Source organism: Kitasatospora sp. HUAS MG31 (genome assembly GCF_040571325.1).
Taxonomy (GTDB): domain Bacteria; phylum Actinomycetota; class Actinomycetes; order Streptomycetales; family Streptomycetaceae; genus Kitasatospora; species Kitasatospora camelliae.
In genome coordinates, this window is the sequence record NZ_CP159872.1 from 987,097 (window position 1) to 1,001,873 (window position 14,777).

The 14,777-nt window shown below is 73.6% G+C and carries 18 protein-coding genes; 11 read left to right on the forward strand and 7 right to left on the reverse strand.

The features are described 5' to 3' along the window. The first annotated feature begins 68 nt into the window (after window positions 1-68). Complete coding sequence (locus ABWK59_RS04750) at window positions 69-248, forward strand: DUF6333 family protein (RefSeq protein WP_354644827.1); 180 nt, start codon at window positions 69-71, stop codon at window positions 246-248. On the opposite strand, the gene ABWK59_RS04755 is transcribed toward ABWK59_RS04750, so the two are convergent. After that, entirely contained in the window at window positions 241-462 is a 222-nt protein-coding gene (locus ABWK59_RS04755; RefSeq protein ID WP_354638060.1) for a hypothetical protein, read from the reverse strand. The two genes, ABWK59_RS04750 and ABWK59_RS04755, sit on opposite strands and share 8 nt — an antisense overlap. 381 nt (window positions 463-843) lie before the next feature. Here ABWK59_RS04755 and fabV point away from each other — a divergent pair, with 381 nt between their 5' ends. Then, window positions 844-2,049 carry an enoyl-[acyl-carrier-protein] reductase FabV gene (fabV, locus tag ABWK59_RS04760; protein WP_354638062.1) on the forward strand — a complete coding sequence of 402 codons (1,206 nt, stop codon included), beginning with the start codon at window positions 844-846 and terminating at the stop codon, window positions 2,047-2,049. Between the two features lie 17 nt (window positions 2,050-2,066). Here the strand turns inward: fabV and ABWK59_RS04765 are convergent, their stop codons facing one another. Together ABWK59_RS04765 and ABWK59_RS04770 are read right to left on the reverse strand one after the other, a co-directional pair. Beyond that, entirely contained in the window at window positions 2,067-2,249 is a 183-nt protein-coding gene (locus ABWK59_RS04765; protein WP_354638064.1) for a hypothetical protein, read from the reverse strand. 108 nt (window positions 2,250-2,357) lie between these two features. Then, window positions 2,358-3,119: a hypothetical protein gene (locus ABWK59_RS04770; RefSeq protein ID WP_354638066.1), complete on the reverse strand. Its 762-nt coding sequence runs from the start codon at window positions 3,117-3,119 to the stop codon at window positions 2,358-2,360. A gap of 699 nt (window positions 3,120-3,818) precedes the next feature. Here ABWK59_RS04770 and ABWK59_RS04775 point away from each other — a divergent pair. Beyond that, window positions 3,819-4,334, forward strand: a complete 516-nt coding sequence (locus ABWK59_RS04775; protein ID WP_354638067.1) for a GNAT family N-acetyltransferase — start codon at window positions 3,819-3,821, stop codon at window positions 4,332-4,334. A gap of 90 nt (window positions 4,335-4,424) precedes the next feature. Then, the gene (locus tag ABWK59_RS04780; protein WP_354638069.1) at window positions 4,425-4,808 is read left to right on the forward strand and encodes a VOC family protein; all 384 of its coding nucleotides are present in this window, start codon (window positions 4,425-4,427) and stop codon (window positions 4,806-4,808) included. Window position 4,809: 1 nt separating this feature from the next. Here the strand turns inward: ABWK59_RS04780 and ABWK59_RS04785 are convergent, their stop codons facing one another. Continuing rightward, window positions 4,810-5,337 (reverse strand): hypothetical protein, encoded by a 528-nt coding sequence (locus tag ABWK59_RS04785; RefSeq protein WP_354638071.1) that lies wholly within the window; start codon window positions 5,335-5,337, stop codon window positions 4,810-4,812. A gap of 105 nt (window positions 5,338-5,442) precedes the next feature. Here ABWK59_RS04785 and ABWK59_RS04790 point away from each other — a divergent pair, with 105 nt between their 5' ends. The 4 genes from ABWK59_RS04790 to ABWK59_RS04805 all read left to right on the forward strand — a co-directional run bounded on the left by ABWK59_RS04790 (window position 5,443) and on the right by ABWK59_RS04805 (window position 8,740). Continuing rightward, window positions 5,443-6,054: a hypothetical protein gene (locus tag ABWK59_RS04790; RefSeq protein ID WP_354638073.1), complete on the forward strand. Its 612-nt coding sequence runs from the start codon at window positions 5,443-5,445 to the stop codon at window positions 6,052-6,054. A gap of 234 nt (window positions 6,055-6,288) precedes the next feature. Then, window positions 6,289-7,719 (forward strand): rifampin monooxygenase, encoded by a 1,431-nt coding sequence (gene rox / locus ABWK59_RS04795; protein WP_354638075.1) that lies wholly within the window; start codon window positions 6,289-6,291, stop codon window positions 7,717-7,719. A 182-nt stretch (window positions 7,720-7,901) separates the two neighbouring features. Beyond that, window positions 7,902-8,330: an SRPBCC family protein gene (locus ABWK59_RS04800; protein ID WP_354638076.1), complete on the forward strand. Its 429-nt coding sequence runs from the start codon at window positions 7,902-7,904 to the stop codon at window positions 8,328-8,330. Between the two features lie 41 nt (window positions 8,331-8,371). Further along, entirely contained in the window at window positions 8,372-8,740 is a 369-nt protein-coding gene (locus tag ABWK59_RS04805) for a PRC-barrel domain-containing protein (RefSeq protein WP_354638078.1), read from the forward strand. Between the two features lie 120 nt (window positions 8,741-8,860). On the opposite strand, the gene ABWK59_RS04810 is transcribed toward ABWK59_RS04805, so the two are convergent. Next, the gene (locus ABWK59_RS04810) at window positions 8,861-9,283 is read right to left on the reverse strand and encodes a VOC family protein (protein ID WP_354644828.1); all 423 of its coding nucleotides are present in this window, start codon (window positions 9,281-9,283) and stop codon (window positions 8,861-8,863) included. Window positions 9,284-9,365: 82 nt separating this feature from the next. After that, window positions 9,366-9,965 carry a dihydrofolate reductase family protein gene (locus ABWK59_RS04815; protein ID WP_354638080.1) on the reverse strand — a complete coding sequence of 200 codons (600 nt, stop codon included), beginning with the start codon at window positions 9,963-9,965 and terminating at the stop codon, window positions 9,366-9,368. Between the two features lie 87 nt (window positions 9,966-10,052). Between ABWK59_RS04815 and ABWK59_RS04820 the strand changes: the two genes are divergently transcribed. Continuing rightward, entirely contained in the window at window positions 10,053-10,688 is a 636-nt protein-coding gene (locus tag ABWK59_RS04820) for a TetR/AcrR family transcriptional regulator (RefSeq protein ID WP_354638082.1), read from the forward strand. A 16-nt stretch (window positions 10,689-10,704) separates the two neighbouring features. On the opposite strand, the gene ABWK59_RS04825 is transcribed toward ABWK59_RS04820, so the two are convergent. Further along, a complete protein-coding gene (locus tag ABWK59_RS04825; RefSeq protein ID WP_354638084.1) occupies window positions 10,705-12,063 on the reverse strand; it encodes an MATE family efflux transporter in 1,359 nt (452 codons plus the stop codon). A gap of 352 nt (window positions 12,064-12,415) precedes the next feature. Between ABWK59_RS04825 and ABWK59_RS04830 the strand changes: the two genes are divergently transcribed. Together ABWK59_RS04830 and htpG are read left to right on the forward strand one after the other, a co-directional pair. Continuing rightward, window positions 12,416-12,619: a hypothetical protein gene (locus tag ABWK59_RS04830; RefSeq protein ID WP_354638086.1), complete on the forward strand. Its 204-nt coding sequence runs from the start codon at window positions 12,416-12,418 to the stop codon at window positions 12,617-12,619. Between the two features lie 179 nt (window positions 12,620-12,798). Beyond that, window positions 12,799-14,718: a molecular chaperone HtpG gene (gene htpG / locus ABWK59_RS04835; protein WP_354638088.1), complete on the forward strand. Its 1,920-nt coding sequence runs from the start codon at window positions 12,799-12,801 to the stop codon at window positions 14,716-14,718. The last annotated feature ends 59 nt before the right edge of the window (window positions 14,719-14,777 follow it).

Here is a 14,777-nt window from a genome sequence, read left to right on the forward strand (position 1 = left end):
CCCGCCCTCCGGCTCGCCGAACGACTGGGCTCGGCTCGGCGGAGTTCGGCTCGGCCCAGAGCGTCCCGCTGGAACCGTTCGACCCCCGGGGCTACGACGGGCTGCGGATGTCCCCGTTCCGGGTCCGCCACACCGAGGACGCGACGCCGCGGATGGAGGACACCTGGTTCGGCGGCCGAGCCGGGCAGGGGTGCCGGGCGGGGGCCGGGTTCCGGGGGACCCGGCCGCCGGGCCGGGGTGTCACCTGAGGTCGAGGTTCCGCGCCTCCAGCTTGTTCTTCAGCGCGAGGAGCGACACCATCGGGACGCTCAGCTGGAGCCGGTCCGCGACGGTCATCGCCGCGGTGCCGATCGGCTCGTCGCCGAACGCCAGGGAGAACTGCCCGAGCAGCACCACCGCCAGCTCCAGCACCTCCTCGTCCACCGAGACGCTTCTCGCGTCCGCTCCGGGTGCGGCGGGCATCCGATTCACCTCGGTTGCCAGCCGGTCTCGTTCATTTCGGTCAAGGGCAGTCGTCATACAAACGATCGTCCGCCCTCGAACGACCCGGTCGGCGGCAGCCTCACCGGTGGCACCCGCCATGTCACTCGTCCGGCCGCCGGGCCCTGCCGCCACGACCTGCCACGGCCTGAGACGGTCCACGACGGCCCGGCTCACCCGCGCGGCCGCCGCAGCAGGTACGAGGAAGCCAGGGGACGACGGACAAGATTCCCGAGCTGACGCTGGCACATGTCGCCACCTCGCCAGGTGGGTTGACGGGCCAGGATGGAGGCCCGGACGCCGCCCGGTGCCGGTCGCGAACGCTCCTCACCGGGCGATGACTCCCCAGGACGAAGGAATTCGATGGCCCTCCGCGAGATCAAGCCCGGCAACCGTGGCTTCCTGTACGTCAACTCCCACCCCGAGGGCTGCGCCGCCGTCGTCGACGAGCTGTGGCAGCACACCCCCGCGCCCGCCGGCAGGGCCGGCGCGGCCGCGGAGGGACCGGTGGCCCTGGTCATCGGCTCCAGCGCCGGGTACGGACTCGCCGCCACCGTCGCCGCACTGCGCACCTACGGGATGCGCGGACTCGGCATCGCCTTCGAGGCCCCCGAGACCGAGCGGCGGACCGCCTCCGCCGGCTGGTACCGGACCGCCCGCACCGCGGAACTCGCCGGCCCGGACGGCGACTTCGCCTTCCTCAACGCGGACGCCTTCTCCGCCACCGCCAAGGAGCAGGCGCTGGAGCACCTCGCCGCCCGGTACGGCCGGGTCGACTACCTCGTCTACAGCGTCGCCGCGCCCCGCCGCACCGACCCCGCCACCGGCGAGGTCCACCACTCGGCGCTCAAGCCCCTGGGATCCGCCTACCGGGCCAAGACCCTGCAGTTCGACGGCGACACCCCGGTCGTCGGATCCCTGGAACTCGAACCCGCCGTGGACGCGGAGCGCGAGGCGACGGTGCAGGTCATGGGCGGGGCCGACTGGCAGCTGTGGATCGACGCCCTGGTGGACCGCGGCCTCGTCCACGACGGCTTCCACACGGTGGCGCTCTCCTACGTGGGCTCGGACCTGACCGCGCCGATCTACCGGGCCGGCACGATCGGCGCGGCCAAGCAGCACCTGGAGGACACCGCGCGCCGCCTCCAGCAGGACCTCGCCCCGCTCGGCGGACAGGCCCACACCGTGGTCGCCGGCGCGGCCGTCACCCAGGCCTCGACCGCCATCCCGTCCATCGCGCTCTACACCAGCCTGCTCCGCGCCGTCCTCGGCGACGGCTTCCAGAGCACCGCCCAGCAGGCCGCCGCCCTGTGGCGGCAGCTCACCGGCGAGGTGCCGCTCCAGCTCGACCAGGAGCAGCGGATCCGCCTCGACGGCTGGGAGCTGGACGACAAGGTGCAGGAGGCCGTCCACGAGCGCTGGGCCGCCGCGACCACCGACACCCTGGCCGGACTCGCGGACACCGACTGGTTCCGGGCCCAGGTCGGCCGGCTCTACGGGTGGCACGTCCCCGGCGTCGACTACGACGGCCCCTCCCAGACCACGGTCGCCTGGCCGGCCGCGAACTGAGTCGGCACACCGCCGTCTCATCCCGAGAGCGGACCGGCCGGATCCGGAGCCGTCGCCCTGGTCTTCGCCGTCACCGGATCCGGCTTCGGCCGCCGGCCGGGCGCGATCTCCGCGAAGAAGGCGGACAGGTGCCGCAGCAGGTCGGCGTGCTCGCGGGGGGCGAGTTCCCGCACGGGCGGAGGGGGCACGGTGTCGGTCACGCAGGTCTCAACGTGGCAGGTGACGGGCGGTCACGCCGCAGCGGTGATCATCCGAGTGCCGGGGCCGACTCTCGGCCGTCCGGCGGAGCGCCGGCTCGGCCCTCCGGCTCACGGCCGGGTCAGCGAGTGGAACAGGTCCACCTCCTCGTACCCCGCCTGCTGGAGCCGGTGGCAGCGGCGGGAGGCGCCCGGGCTGAGCAGGTCGACCAGGGCCATGCCTCCGGTCGGGTCGTCGGGCGGCCCACCGGCGGCCGGTCCGACCGGGGCCGCGCGGAGGTCCGTACGCTGCGGTCGGCGTGCGGGTCCGGTTCCGGCTCTGGTTCCGGCGGCGGCGGGGACGTGGTGGGCGCGCGGCGCGTGGACGGCCGGGGCCTCCTCCGGGGTGCGCTCGTCGAAACGGGCCGGGCGTTGCAGGCAGAGCCACTGGTGCCGGGTGCGGAACCCGGCGTCGTGCAGCGCCTGGTAGGTCACCGGCCGGTCGTTGACCGGCAGCCCCGGGAGGTACGGCGACAGCGGACCGGGTTCGTCGAAGGCGTTCAGCGCGCTGGGCGGCAGGCGCTCCAGCGCGACCCGCAGCAGGACGGCCACGGCGGAGGGGTGCTCGCGGCAGTGCAGCCAGGCGATGCTGCCGCCGGTACCGTCCTGGCCGACGCCGCGGCGCAGCCCGGTCGCCCCGAGGAGCCGGCCGGACCCGTCGCGGGCGACGAGCACGGTGTGGCCGGCGGCGCCCGACACGGCCGCCTCGATGCGCCGGGACGGAGCCGGGAGGCCGGGGAGGCGGTCGGCCTCGACCAACTCGGCCAACTCGGCGAGGTCCTGCGCCTCTGCGGGCCGAACCCAGAGTGTCCGTCGTCCCCGCGGGACATCCATCGCCGTTCTCCCTTCACCCGAGGACAGCAGGATCGGTCGACACCGTTGATTCGGACACGCACCGTATGCGCGGACTGCCGCAAGTCCACCCGTCTGCCGCAGTGGTGGGAACGGCGGGCCCCTCGTTCGCGTCCCCGTGGATACGGAGGATCCAGCGCGCCCCGGGGGGAATCATGAGACCGACTGTTCCGATCGCGGTGGTCAGCGCCGCATTGGTGCTCGCGACACTGACGGGCTGCTCGACCGGGTCCCGGTCCGAGCGGTGCCACCAGCGGAGCACCGGGGAGATCAGGGCGGCCCTCGGCGTCGCCAGCGTCACCGGAAGCCGCGGCAGGAGCAGCACCACGGGCGGCGGTGGGAGCGGGAGCAGCGGCGGCAAGAGCACGACCACCGGCGGAGGCAGCACCGGCGGCAGGAGCACGACGACGGGCGGCGGCACCACTGGGAGCAAGAGCACCACCACCGGCGGCAGGAGCACCACCGGTGGAAGCAGCACCAGCGGCGACTCGCCGGAGCTCCCGGACCCGTCCGGTCCGTCGGGGGCCCCGGACCCGACCAGCCGGCCGACGAGTGTGCCCTCCATCGCCGGGCCGGTGTCGCAGACGCCCGTCGTCCGGCGGTCGGACGCCCCCTGCCGCTGAACCGCCGCACGCGGAGCACCGGCATACTCGTCGGACGATCCGACCGGGAGGCAGCCGCGTGAACACCCTCGGGCCCGAGCCCATCCACACCGACCGGCTGACCCTGCTGCCGTTGCGGGTCGAGCACGCCGAGGAGATGGCCTCCGTCCTCGCCGACCCCGGTCTGCACACCTTCATCGGCGGCACCCCGGATTCGGCCGAGGTCCTGCGGGCCCGCTACGAGCGGTGGGTGGCCGGTTCGCCGGACCCGGCCGAGTCCTGGGGCAACTGGGTCGTCCGGCTCCGCGACGCGGACTGCCTGACCGGCACGGTCCAGGCCACGGTCACCGCCGACGACCGTGGCGCCACGGCGGAGATCGCCTGGGTGGTGGGCACCGCCTGGCAGCGGCGCGGCATCGCCACCGAGGCGGCCCGTGGGCTGGTCGGCCGGCTCCGCGAGCACGGGGTACACACCGTGGTCGCCCACATCCACCCCGACCACGCGGCCTCCGCCGCCGTCGCCGCCGCGGCCGGGCTCTCCCCCACCGACCGGTGGCAGGACGGCGAGCGCAGGTGGCAGCTGTCGATCGGCTGACCGCGCCGGGCGGCCGCCGCCCGCGGGCAGCGTCGGGGACGGGCGAGAGCCCGGTGGCGTCCGGAGGGGAAATCCGGAAGGCTCGCGCGCATGGTCTCGATACTGCAGAACGTGGCGATCGACTGTGCGGATGCCTACGGGCTGGCCCGGTTCTGGAGCGGGGTGACCGGCCGTCCGCTGCATCCGGACGACCGACCGGGCGATCCGGAGGTCCAGGTGCTGCTGGCGGAGGGCCCGGTCCTGTACTTCAACCAGGTGCCCGAGGCCAAGACGGTCAAGAACCGGATCCACCTGTGCCTGCGCCCGGAGACCTCGCGCGATCAGGAGGTGGAACGGCTGCTGGGCCTCGGCGCCACCCTGGTCGCCGACCGCCGGAATCCGGACGGCTCCGGCTGGGCGGTCCTCGCCGATCCCGAGGGCAACGAGTTCTGCGTTCTGCGCAGCACGTCCGACCGGGCCGCCACGGCTCCGTGAGTCAGCAGCCGGGGCCGACCGGCGCGGACGAGGCCAGGGCGAGCGCGGCGGCCCGCAGTGCGGCCTCCCAGCTCCGCCGGTCGAGCCTCAGCTCGAACTCGAGGCAGCAGGTGCACTGCGGGATCAGCGCCACGAAGGCGCGCTCCTCCGCCGTCTCGACCTCCGTCTCCCACCACTCCTCGCCCGTCGCCAGGTCGGTGGGGCCGAGGTCTCCGGCGACGAGTCGCGCCGCCAGCCGCCGCAGGGCGTGGCGCCGTGCCAGGACCGGATCGGGCAGCTCGATCCCGGACTCGGCGAGTGCCTGCTCGAACGCGTCGCGGATGTCCTGGGCGGGCGCGGTCCGCGGCCAGCCGGCGAGTTCGCACAGCGTCGGGGTGTCCAGCCCGGCCGCGATCGCCTCCGCGGCGACCATCGGCAGCTCCTCCGGACGGATGTCGCCGACCCGGTAGCGGCACGCCACCTCACCCAGCATCATGAGGCCGTCCTGCACCGGGGTCTGCGGCTGCGAGGTCACTTCTGGTGTTCCCATGTCCCTACGATGCCAGCGCCGTTCCGGGGAGGGCCGCCCGGGGCGGTCCCCGGGACACACGCCCACCGGCGGGGGTGTCGGCGGCGGCCCCTAGGGTTCGGCGGCATGGGACTCTCGATATCCGTCGGACTGCTCGACGACCTCCACCGCCACGACCCCGAGGGCGCCGCGCACCACGCCCGTGAACTGGCCGTCCTCGGCGACGCCCTGGGCCGGGCGGGCATCGACTGGCGCGAGCCGGCCGCGGAGGGCACCGGCCGGGCCGCGTTCTCGGGCGGGTTCCCGTACGGGTACCTCCACCACCTGCGCCGCGTGTACGTCCTGCGGCGCGCGGGGAGCCCGGTCACCCCGGCGGCGGCGACCGACCCGGAGCAGTACGCCCGCGACCAGGCGGAGGTGGGCGAGGAGACCCTGATGTTCTCCTCCCACCTGCTCTGCCATGCCGACAGCGCCGGTTTCTACATCCCGGTGGACCTCGCGGACCCGCTGTTCCTGCCGCCGGACTCGCCCGTCGCGGGCGGTGGCATCGTCGGTTCCAGCGGCGGCCTGCTCGCCGAACTCCGGCGTCTGGCCGAGGCGATCGACCTCGACCCGGACGGCTCCGACACCGGCGCCGCCGCCGACGACCCCTTCGAGGCGGAGAAGTTCGCCTGGCACCGGCTGGCCGGGGCCTGCCGGACGAGCCTCGCGACGGGACGGGCGATCGTCTTCCACTGACCGGGCCCGCAGACGGCGAAGGCAGGGAATCCGGGACTCCCTGCCACTCTCAACCTATAGCGCACCGGGGGCCTTGCGGCAAGGCCCCCGTCGTCCCGCACAATCGTCGACCGAGGCCGAGAATCCGGGGAAACCCGGCATACCCGACATCACCCGCACAAGCGGGCGCGGATACGGCCTCCGCCGGCTGCCGGGGGCAGCCGGCCGGACGACGACTTTGCTCATGGGGGCGCTGTGACGATCGACGTGATCATTGCCGGTGGCGGACCGACCGGGCTGATGCTGGCAGCCGAGCTGCGGCTGCACGGCGTGCGGGTGGTGGTGCTGGAGAAGGAGACGGAGCCCTCCGACCGGGTCCGCGCGCTCGGCCTGCACGCGCGCAGCATCGAGGTGATGGACCAGCGCGGCCTGCTGGAGCGGTTCCTCGACCTCGGGACGACGTACCGGGTCGGCGGCTTCTTCGCCGCCATGGGCCGGACCTGGCCCGAGCGGCTGGACACCGCCCACTCGTACGTGCTGGGGATCCCGCAGCCGGTGACCGAGCGGCTGCTGACCGAGCACGCGACCGGCCTCGGCGCCGAGATCCGGCGCGGCTGCGAACTGGTCGGGCTCACCCAGGACGACCGGGGGGTGACCGTGGACCTGGCCGACGGCACCCGGGTGCGGTCGCGCTTCCTGGTCGGCTGCGACGGCGGCCGCAGCACGGTCCGCAAGCTGCTGGGCGTCGGCTTCCCGGGCGAGCCCACCCGGGTCGAGACGCTGCTGGGCGAGATGGAGGTGGACGTACCGGCGGAGACGGTGACGGCCGTGGTGGCGGAGGTCCGCAAGACGCAGCTGCGGTTCGGCGCGATGCCGCTCGGGGAGGGCCGGTACCGGCTCATCGTGCCGGCCGAGGGGGTGGCCGAGGACCGGACGGCGGCGCCGACCCTGGAGGAGTTCCGGCGGCAGCTGCGGGCCTACGGCGGCACCGACTTCGGGGCGCACTCGCCGCGCTGGCTGTCCCGGTTCGGCGACGCGACCCGGCTGGCCGACCGCTACCGGGTGGGCCGGGTGCTGCTGGCCGGCGACGCGGCGCACATCCACCCGCCGACCGGCGGGCAGGGGCTCAACCTCGGTGTCCAGGACGCGTTCAACCTCGGCTGGAAGCTGGCCGCCGAGGTGGGCGGCTGGGCGCCGGAGGGGCTCCTGGACACGTACCACGCCGAGCGGCACCCGGTGGCCGCCGCGGTGCTGGACAACACCCGGGCGCAGATGCAGCTGATGTCCACCGAGCCGGGCCCGCAGGCGGTGCGCCGGCTGATGTCCGAGCTGATGGACTTCGAGGAGGTCAACCGGTTCCTGATCGAGAAGCTCAGCGCGATCGGGATCCGCTACGACTTCGGCGACGGACACCCCCTGCTCGGCCGGCGGCTGCGCGACGTGGGCCTGAAGCAGGGCCGCCTGTACGGGCTGATGCACGCCGGGCGCGGGCTGCTGCTCGACCAGACCGGCCGGCTCTCGGTCGAGGGCTGGGCGGACCGGGTCGACCACGTCGTGGACGTCAGCGAGGAGGTGGACGTGCCCGCCGTGCTGCTGCGGCCGGACGGCCACGTGGCCTGGGTCGGCGACGACCAGGACGACCTGCGCGACCACCTGCCCACCTGGTTCGGCGCCGCATCGCTCTGACGGCAGGCGATTTGACGCTCCGTCCGACTCCGCACGCCGGGCGTGCATACCCCTCCGTTCCGGGGGCAGGCGTTGGGGCCGGCGGCGGTACTCCCGCCGCCGGCCCGGCCTCCCGGACGACCGTCCGGAGGCCGCCGCGGCGGTCTCCGGAGGCGGCCGCGGCAGTCCGCGAAGGAGGAGCGATGACCCGGATCGAGGAGTCCGTCGAGGTGAGCGCGCCGCTCCCGGCGGTGTACGAGCAGTGGACCAGGTACGAGGAGTTCCCGGACTTCATGCGCGGGGTGGTGAGCGTCGACCGGACCGGCCCCGGGACCAGCCGCTGGGTGGTCGACACGGCGGGCGTCCACCGGGAGTTCGAGGCCCGGACCACCGAGGCGGTCCCCGGGGAGCGGGTCGCCTGGGCGAGCGTGGCCGGGGAGGTGCGGCAGGCCGGGGTGGTGACCTTCCACCGGATCGACGAGGCCACCACCCGGGTCATGCTGCAGTTGGAGATCCAGCCGCCGGGGCTGCTGGATCGGCTGGTCGAGGCGCTCGGCTTCATCGACCGCCGGGTGATCGACGATCTGCGGGACTTCAAGGAACACGTCGAGGCGGGAAGCCGGGCGGCCTGACCGGCCGTCGAGACGGAGCCGCGTACGGAGAGGAGTGTCAGATGAGCAGGCACGTCGACGTCCGGGAGTCCCGCAGCACCGTCGGCCGCAGCGCGGGCACCGATCTGATCGGGTTCCACGTGGTGGCGGCCGACGGCCCGATCGGCACGGTGGACCGGTTGTCCGGGCACGTGGGCACCCGGTACCTGGTGGTGGACACCGGGCCGTGGATCTTCGGCAGGCGGGTGCTGCTGCCCGCCGGAACGGTGGTCCGGATCGAGCACGGCGAGCACACCGTGTACATCGACCGGTCCAGGGACGAGATCCGGCACAGCCCGGCGTACGCGAAGGGGCCGGTGCAGGCGCGGCCCGAACACCGTGCCCCCGTCACGCTGTCCTACAGCCCGTTCTCCAGCGGCCGGATCATCTGACCGGCCGCCGGCCCGGAGGCGCCCGGGTGGGGCCGGGCGGCTCCGGGTGAGCGGGGGCCGGCCGGGCGGGTGGGGCCGCCCGGCCGGTGTGACCCGGCCGGTTTCTCCCGGGCGACCGGGTCAGGACGCCGCCGCGCTCGCGGACCACGCGGAGTCGCCGGGCGCGGCGGCGACCCACTCGACCAGCTGGACGACGACGCCGTTGGGGTCGGTCAGCTGGAACAGCCGCTCGCCCCACGGCTCCTCGCGCAGCGGCATGGTGATCGGGGCGCCGGCCTCTCGCAGCCGCCGTTCCTCCTCCTGGAGGCCGGTGACGGTCAGCGCGAGGATCAGGCCGGCGGCCTGCTGGTCGCGCTGCTCGGGCGGGAGGACCTCCGTCCCGCGGCTCAGCAGCACGATGTCGGCGGCGGCGTCGGGGCGGGTGAGGGAGGCGAAGCCCTCGGCGGCCATGGCCACCTGGTAACCGAGGTGGGTACGGAAGAACTCGACCGAGGCGTCCACGTCGGCGACGGTGAGGGACAGGGTGGAGGTGGTGACGTTCAGAGCGACTCCTGCGGGATGCGGGGTGGGGTCGGGCCGATCAGGTGGGACGGGGACGGTCGGGACCGGGGGGCGGGCGGGGCGCTCAGCCGGACGTCCTCGCATAGGTGAGGACGACGGTGCCGCTGTCGAAGACGCGGCTGTCGGTGAGCCGGAAGTAGTGCGGCTCGAAGCCGGCGCGGAACATCGGGACGCCCTCGCCCGCCACGATCGGGTACTGCTTGACGATCAGCTCGTCGATCTCCGGCAGCAGCTGACCGGCGAGGTCACCGCCTCCGCACAGCCAGATCCCCAGGCCCTCCTCCTGCTTGAGCCTGCGGACCAGCGCCAGCGGATCCTCGGCGGTGACCTCCACCGCCGGATCCGGACTGGTCCCGAGGGAGCGGGAGAACACGATCTGCCGCAGATGACCGAACGGGCTGGTCCAGCCGGCCGCCAGACCCGGCTCGTACGAGCCGCGGCCCATCAGCACCGTGTCGAACCGGCTGAGCGGCGCCTCCGACAGACCGAGCGCGGCCCGCGCCGCCGTCGGCAGGGTGTCCGGGTACTCGCCGACCATCCACGGCACGTATTCCTCGGTGAGGCACGGGTCGAAGAAGGCGAAGGTGTCGTCGGGCGCCGCGATGAAGCCGTCGAGGGAGGCACCGACGTAGTACGAGAGCTTGCGCAATCCAGATCCGTTCATTCGGGGTAACTTTGCGTCGGACGTAACTTTAACCAGAGCCCCCGAATGACGTCAAGCGCAAACTTACGACGAGTATAAGATTGCTCCATGACCACCGAACCGGGGCTCCGCGAGTCCAAGAAGCAGGAGACCAGGCAGCTGATCTCCGACTGCGCCACCAGGCTCTTCATCGAGCAGGGCTTCGAGCAGACCACCATCGCCGAGATCGCCACCGCCGCCCGGGTGGCCAAGAAGACCGTCACCAACTACTTCCCGCGCAAGGAGGACCTGGCGCTCGACCACCACGAGCTGTTCACCGGCGGCCTGGCGCGCACCGTCGCCGACCGATCCCCGGGCGAGGCCCCGCTCGCCGCGCTGGAGCGGGCGTTCCGCGCCACGCTCGCGGAGCACAGCCCCGTGGTCGGCTTCACCGGCCCGCAGTTCGCCCGGATGGTCACCGACAGCCCCACGCTCACCGCCCGGCTGCGCGAGCTGCACGACCTGCGCGAGGAGACGCTGGCCTCGGCACTGGCCGACCCCGGTGCGGACACCGGCTCCGACGCGGCCTTCGCGCCGCGCGCCGCCGCCGCCCTGATCGCGGCGGCCGACCGCCTCCTGTTCCGGCGCATCCAGGAACTCACCCTGGCCGGCCGCACCGACGACGAGATCGAGGCCGCGCTGACCCCGGAAGCCGACCAGGTCTTCGCCCTCCTCGCCGCCGCCCTGGCCGACAGCGCCACCTGAAGGGCCTGCCCCCGGGTCAGCTCTCGGCCGCACCCCCGGCAGCCGGCGCCGCGCGGGACGGGACGGGACTCCGGGGCGGGCCGGCGGGCGTCCGGAGGGCGGCCGACGGCCCGCCGTACAGGGCGAGTTGGGTCACCGCGCCGAGGGCCATGGCCAGCCACACACCGTCCACCCCGATCAGCCGCGAGAGCCCCCACGCGGCCGACAGCTGGACCGTGAATCCGACCACGGTGGCGAGGACCAGGGCCCGGCCGCGTGCCGCCGCCTGCAGCACCCCGCCGAGCGCGACCACCAGCGCGTACGGCACCAGGTAGCAGCCCATCAGCCGGAGGAAGCCGACCGCCTGCGCCACCACCGCCGGGTCCGGGCTGAAGGACGAGGCGAGCGGCCGCGCGACGGCCTCGCCCAGCACGGTGGCCGCGAGCGCCACCGCGGCCACCAGGACGGCGGTGTCCCTGGCCAGCGCCGGGAGGCGGTCCGGCCGCCCCTCCCCCAGGTGGCGCGCCGCCTCGATCCCGGCCGCCTGCCGGACGGCGTAGAACGCCATCGTCGCGAACAGCAGGACGCGGTAGCCGATGCCGTAGCCCGCGACGGCCGCCACACCGAACGAGGCCACCAGGCCCAGCTGGACCGTCCCCACCGCCATCCGGGCGGTGAAGTCGACCCCGAACGGGAGCCCCGCGGCCACGATCCGGCCCGCCGTCCGGACACTCGCCCTGGCGCGCGGCCCGCCGCGCGTCCGCGCCCCGCGGCGCAGCACCGGGGTGGCGGCGAGGGCGACCGTCCGGGAGGCGACCAGGGCCAGCGCGGCGCCGGTCACCCCCAGGGCGGGCAGCGGGCCCGCACCGAGGATGAGCAGCGGGTCGAGGACCAGCAGGACGAGGTTGCCCAGCAGCGCCGCGCGCATCGGCGTGCGGGTGTCGCCCGCGCCCTTGAAGAGGTCGTCGGCCACCCGCTGGGCGAAGAAGACCACCAGACCCGGGAAGGCGGCGGCGAAGTACCCGGCCGCGAGGACGGCCGCCGACCGGTCCAGGAAGAGCGCCGCCAGGGGATCGCGCAGCAGGTACCCGGGCAGGGCGAGGGCGAGGGATCCGAGGCCCCACAGCCACCAGGCGGTCGCGGTGACCCGGTCCGCCTCGGCGCGGTCGGCCGCGCCGCGTGCCCGCGACAGGCACAGGCCGGTGCCGGAGCCGACCACCAGGACCAGCCCCAGCAGCAGGTGTTCGATCCCGGTCGCCAGGGTGACGGCGGCGACCGCCGCTCCCCCGAGGCCGGCCACCCAGTACGTGGTGATGATCGACGCGACCACACCCGACAGCAGTTCGACATAGACCGGCCAGGCGAGCCCGGCCAGGCGCGGCATGGATCCCCGCACGCTCTCTCTTCCCCCGAAACATCGTCAGTGCGCCGGTGGAGACGGCGCACTGACAAGAGGTACCGCCGGCGGAGGAACCGGCACAAAGGTCGAAAGCTCCAAGATCGAAAGGTCGGGAGCGGGGGCGCCTTGGCCGATCCCGGCTGCGGCGGCCTGTCGGCGAGTCCGTCGGGGAGCTCGGTCAGGGCGGAGGGTCCGGGCAGCCGGACGGTGCACCCGGCCGGGAGAACGAGATTCGGTTCGGACTCGAACGACCGCTGTGGCGCAACGGCTGCATCCCACTCCCGATGGTAGCTTCCAGCTGCCGCCCGGTCAGGGCGGCACTCCCACCCGACCAACGAAGGAGTGACCCATGACCCAGGTCAGCGCGACCACCGCCGAACTCAAGAGGACGCAGGCGTCGGAGAACGCCTCGACGAAGACCTGGCGCCACGTCATCCAGCCGGATGCGGACGCCGCGGCCAACTTCCTCAACCTCACCCCGCCGCAGGGCCCGGGCGAGGCGACCATCACCCTCCGGACCGACGGGCAGATCGACGTCGTCTACCTGATCTGACGACAGCCCTGACAGGGACGGTGCCGCGGCGCGCTCCTCGCGCCGCGGCACCGGCATGAGGCCGCGCCCCCCACGTGCGGCTGAAAACGAACACGCCGGTGTCCGCTGCGAGCTGACCTTTTCCCCACCGGCGCCGGTTCGGCCCATACTCGTCCCGGTACAGAGAAAGGGGACCCACAGTGGGTAGCAGTGTCGAGACGTTGGAGTTCCAGGCCGAGACCCGCCAGTTGTTGCGGTTGGTGATCCACTCGATCTACTCGAACAAGGACATCTTCCTGCGCGAGTTGATCTCGAACGCCTCGGACGCCCTGGACAAGCTGCGGCTGGAGTCGCTCACCGACTCCGATCTCGCGGCCGACACCTCCGACCTGCACATCGCGCTGGAGGTCGACCCGGACGCCCGGACGCTGACCGTCCGCGACAACGGGATCGGCATGAGCCGGGACGAACTCGTGGACCTGATCGGCACGATCGCCAAGTCCGGCACCGCCGGGCTGCTGGAGAAGATCAAGGAGTCGAAGGACGCGGCGGCGGCGCAGAGCCTGATCGGCCAGTTCGGCGTCGGCTTCTACTCGGCGTTCATGGTCGCCGACCGGGTCACCCTGCGCACCCGCCGGGCCGGCGGCGAGGCCGGCACCCGCTGGGAGTCCGACGGCGAGGGCACCTACGAGCTGCAGGCCGTCGACGGCCTGCCGGTGGGCACCTCGGTCACCCTGCACCTCAAGCCCGCCGACAGCGAGGACGGGCTGGCCGACTACCTGGCCGAGTGGAAGATCCGTCAGATCGTCAAGCAGTACTCCGACTTCATCCGCTGGCCGATCCGGATGGCCACCGAGCGCACCGACGCCGAGGGCGCCACCACCCGCGAGACGGACACGCTCAACTCGATGAAGGCGCTGTGGGCCCGGCCTCGCAGCGAGGTGACCGAGGCCGAGTACCACGAGTTCTACCAGCAGATCAGCCACGACTGGCTGGAGCCCGCCGCCACCGTCCACATGCGCGCCGAGGGCACCTTCGAGTACGAGGCGCTGCTGTTCATCCCCGCGCAGGCCCCGTTCGACCTGTTCTCCCGCGAGACCAAGCGCGGCGTCCAGCTGTACGTCAAGCGGGTGTTCATCATGGACGACTGCGAGGCGCTGATGCCGAACTACCTGCGCTTCGTCAAGGGGGTGGTGGACGCCCACGACCTGTCGCTGAACGTCTCCCGCGAGATCCTGCAGCAGGACCGCCAGATCCGCGGGGTGCGCCGGCGCCTGGTCAAGAAGGTGCTCGGCGCGATCAAGGAGATGCAGACCAAGGACGCCGAGCGGTACGCCACCCTGTGGTCCCAGTTCGGCCGGGTGCTGAAGGAGGGCCTCATCGAGGACGCCGACAGCACCGACGCCCTGCTGGAGCTGGTGTCCGCCGCCTCCACGCACGACCCGGAGGGCACCACCACCCTGCGCGCGTACGTCGAGCGGATGAAGGACGGCCAGGACGCGATCTACTACCTGACCGGCGAGACGCGCGCCATGGTGGAGAACTCCCCGCACATGGAGGCGTTCGCCGCCAAGGGGTACGAGGTGCTGATCCTCACCGACCCGGTGGACGAGGTCTGGGTCGAGCAGGTCCAGGCCTTCGACGGCCACCGCCTGCAGTCCATCGCCAAGGGCCAGGTCGACCTCGACGAGCCGGCCGACGGCGACGACCAGGACGCCGGCGCCGAGAAGGCCCGGCGCGAGCAGGACTTCGCGGCGCTGCTCCAGTGGCTGACCGCCGCCCTCAGCGAGCAGGTCAAGCAGGTCCGGCTGTCCTCGCGGCTCACCACCTCGGCGGCGTGCATCGTCGGCGACGCCCACGACATGACCCCGACCCTGGAGAAGATGTACCGGGCGATGGGACAGGAGATGCCCCCGGTCAAGCGGATCCTGGAGCTCAACCCCACCCACCCCCTGATCATGGCGCTGCGCACCGCCCACCAGGCCGACGCCGCCGACCCGGCACTGCCGGAGATCGCCGAGCTGGTGTACGGCGGCGCACTGCTGGCCGAGGGCGGCGACCTGCCCGACCCGGCCCGGTTCACCCGGCTCCTCACCGACCGGCTGACCCGCACGCTGTAGTCGGCGACGGGTGCGGCCGGCCCGGCTCCCTCGGGCCGGCCGCACCCCTGCCCGGACGG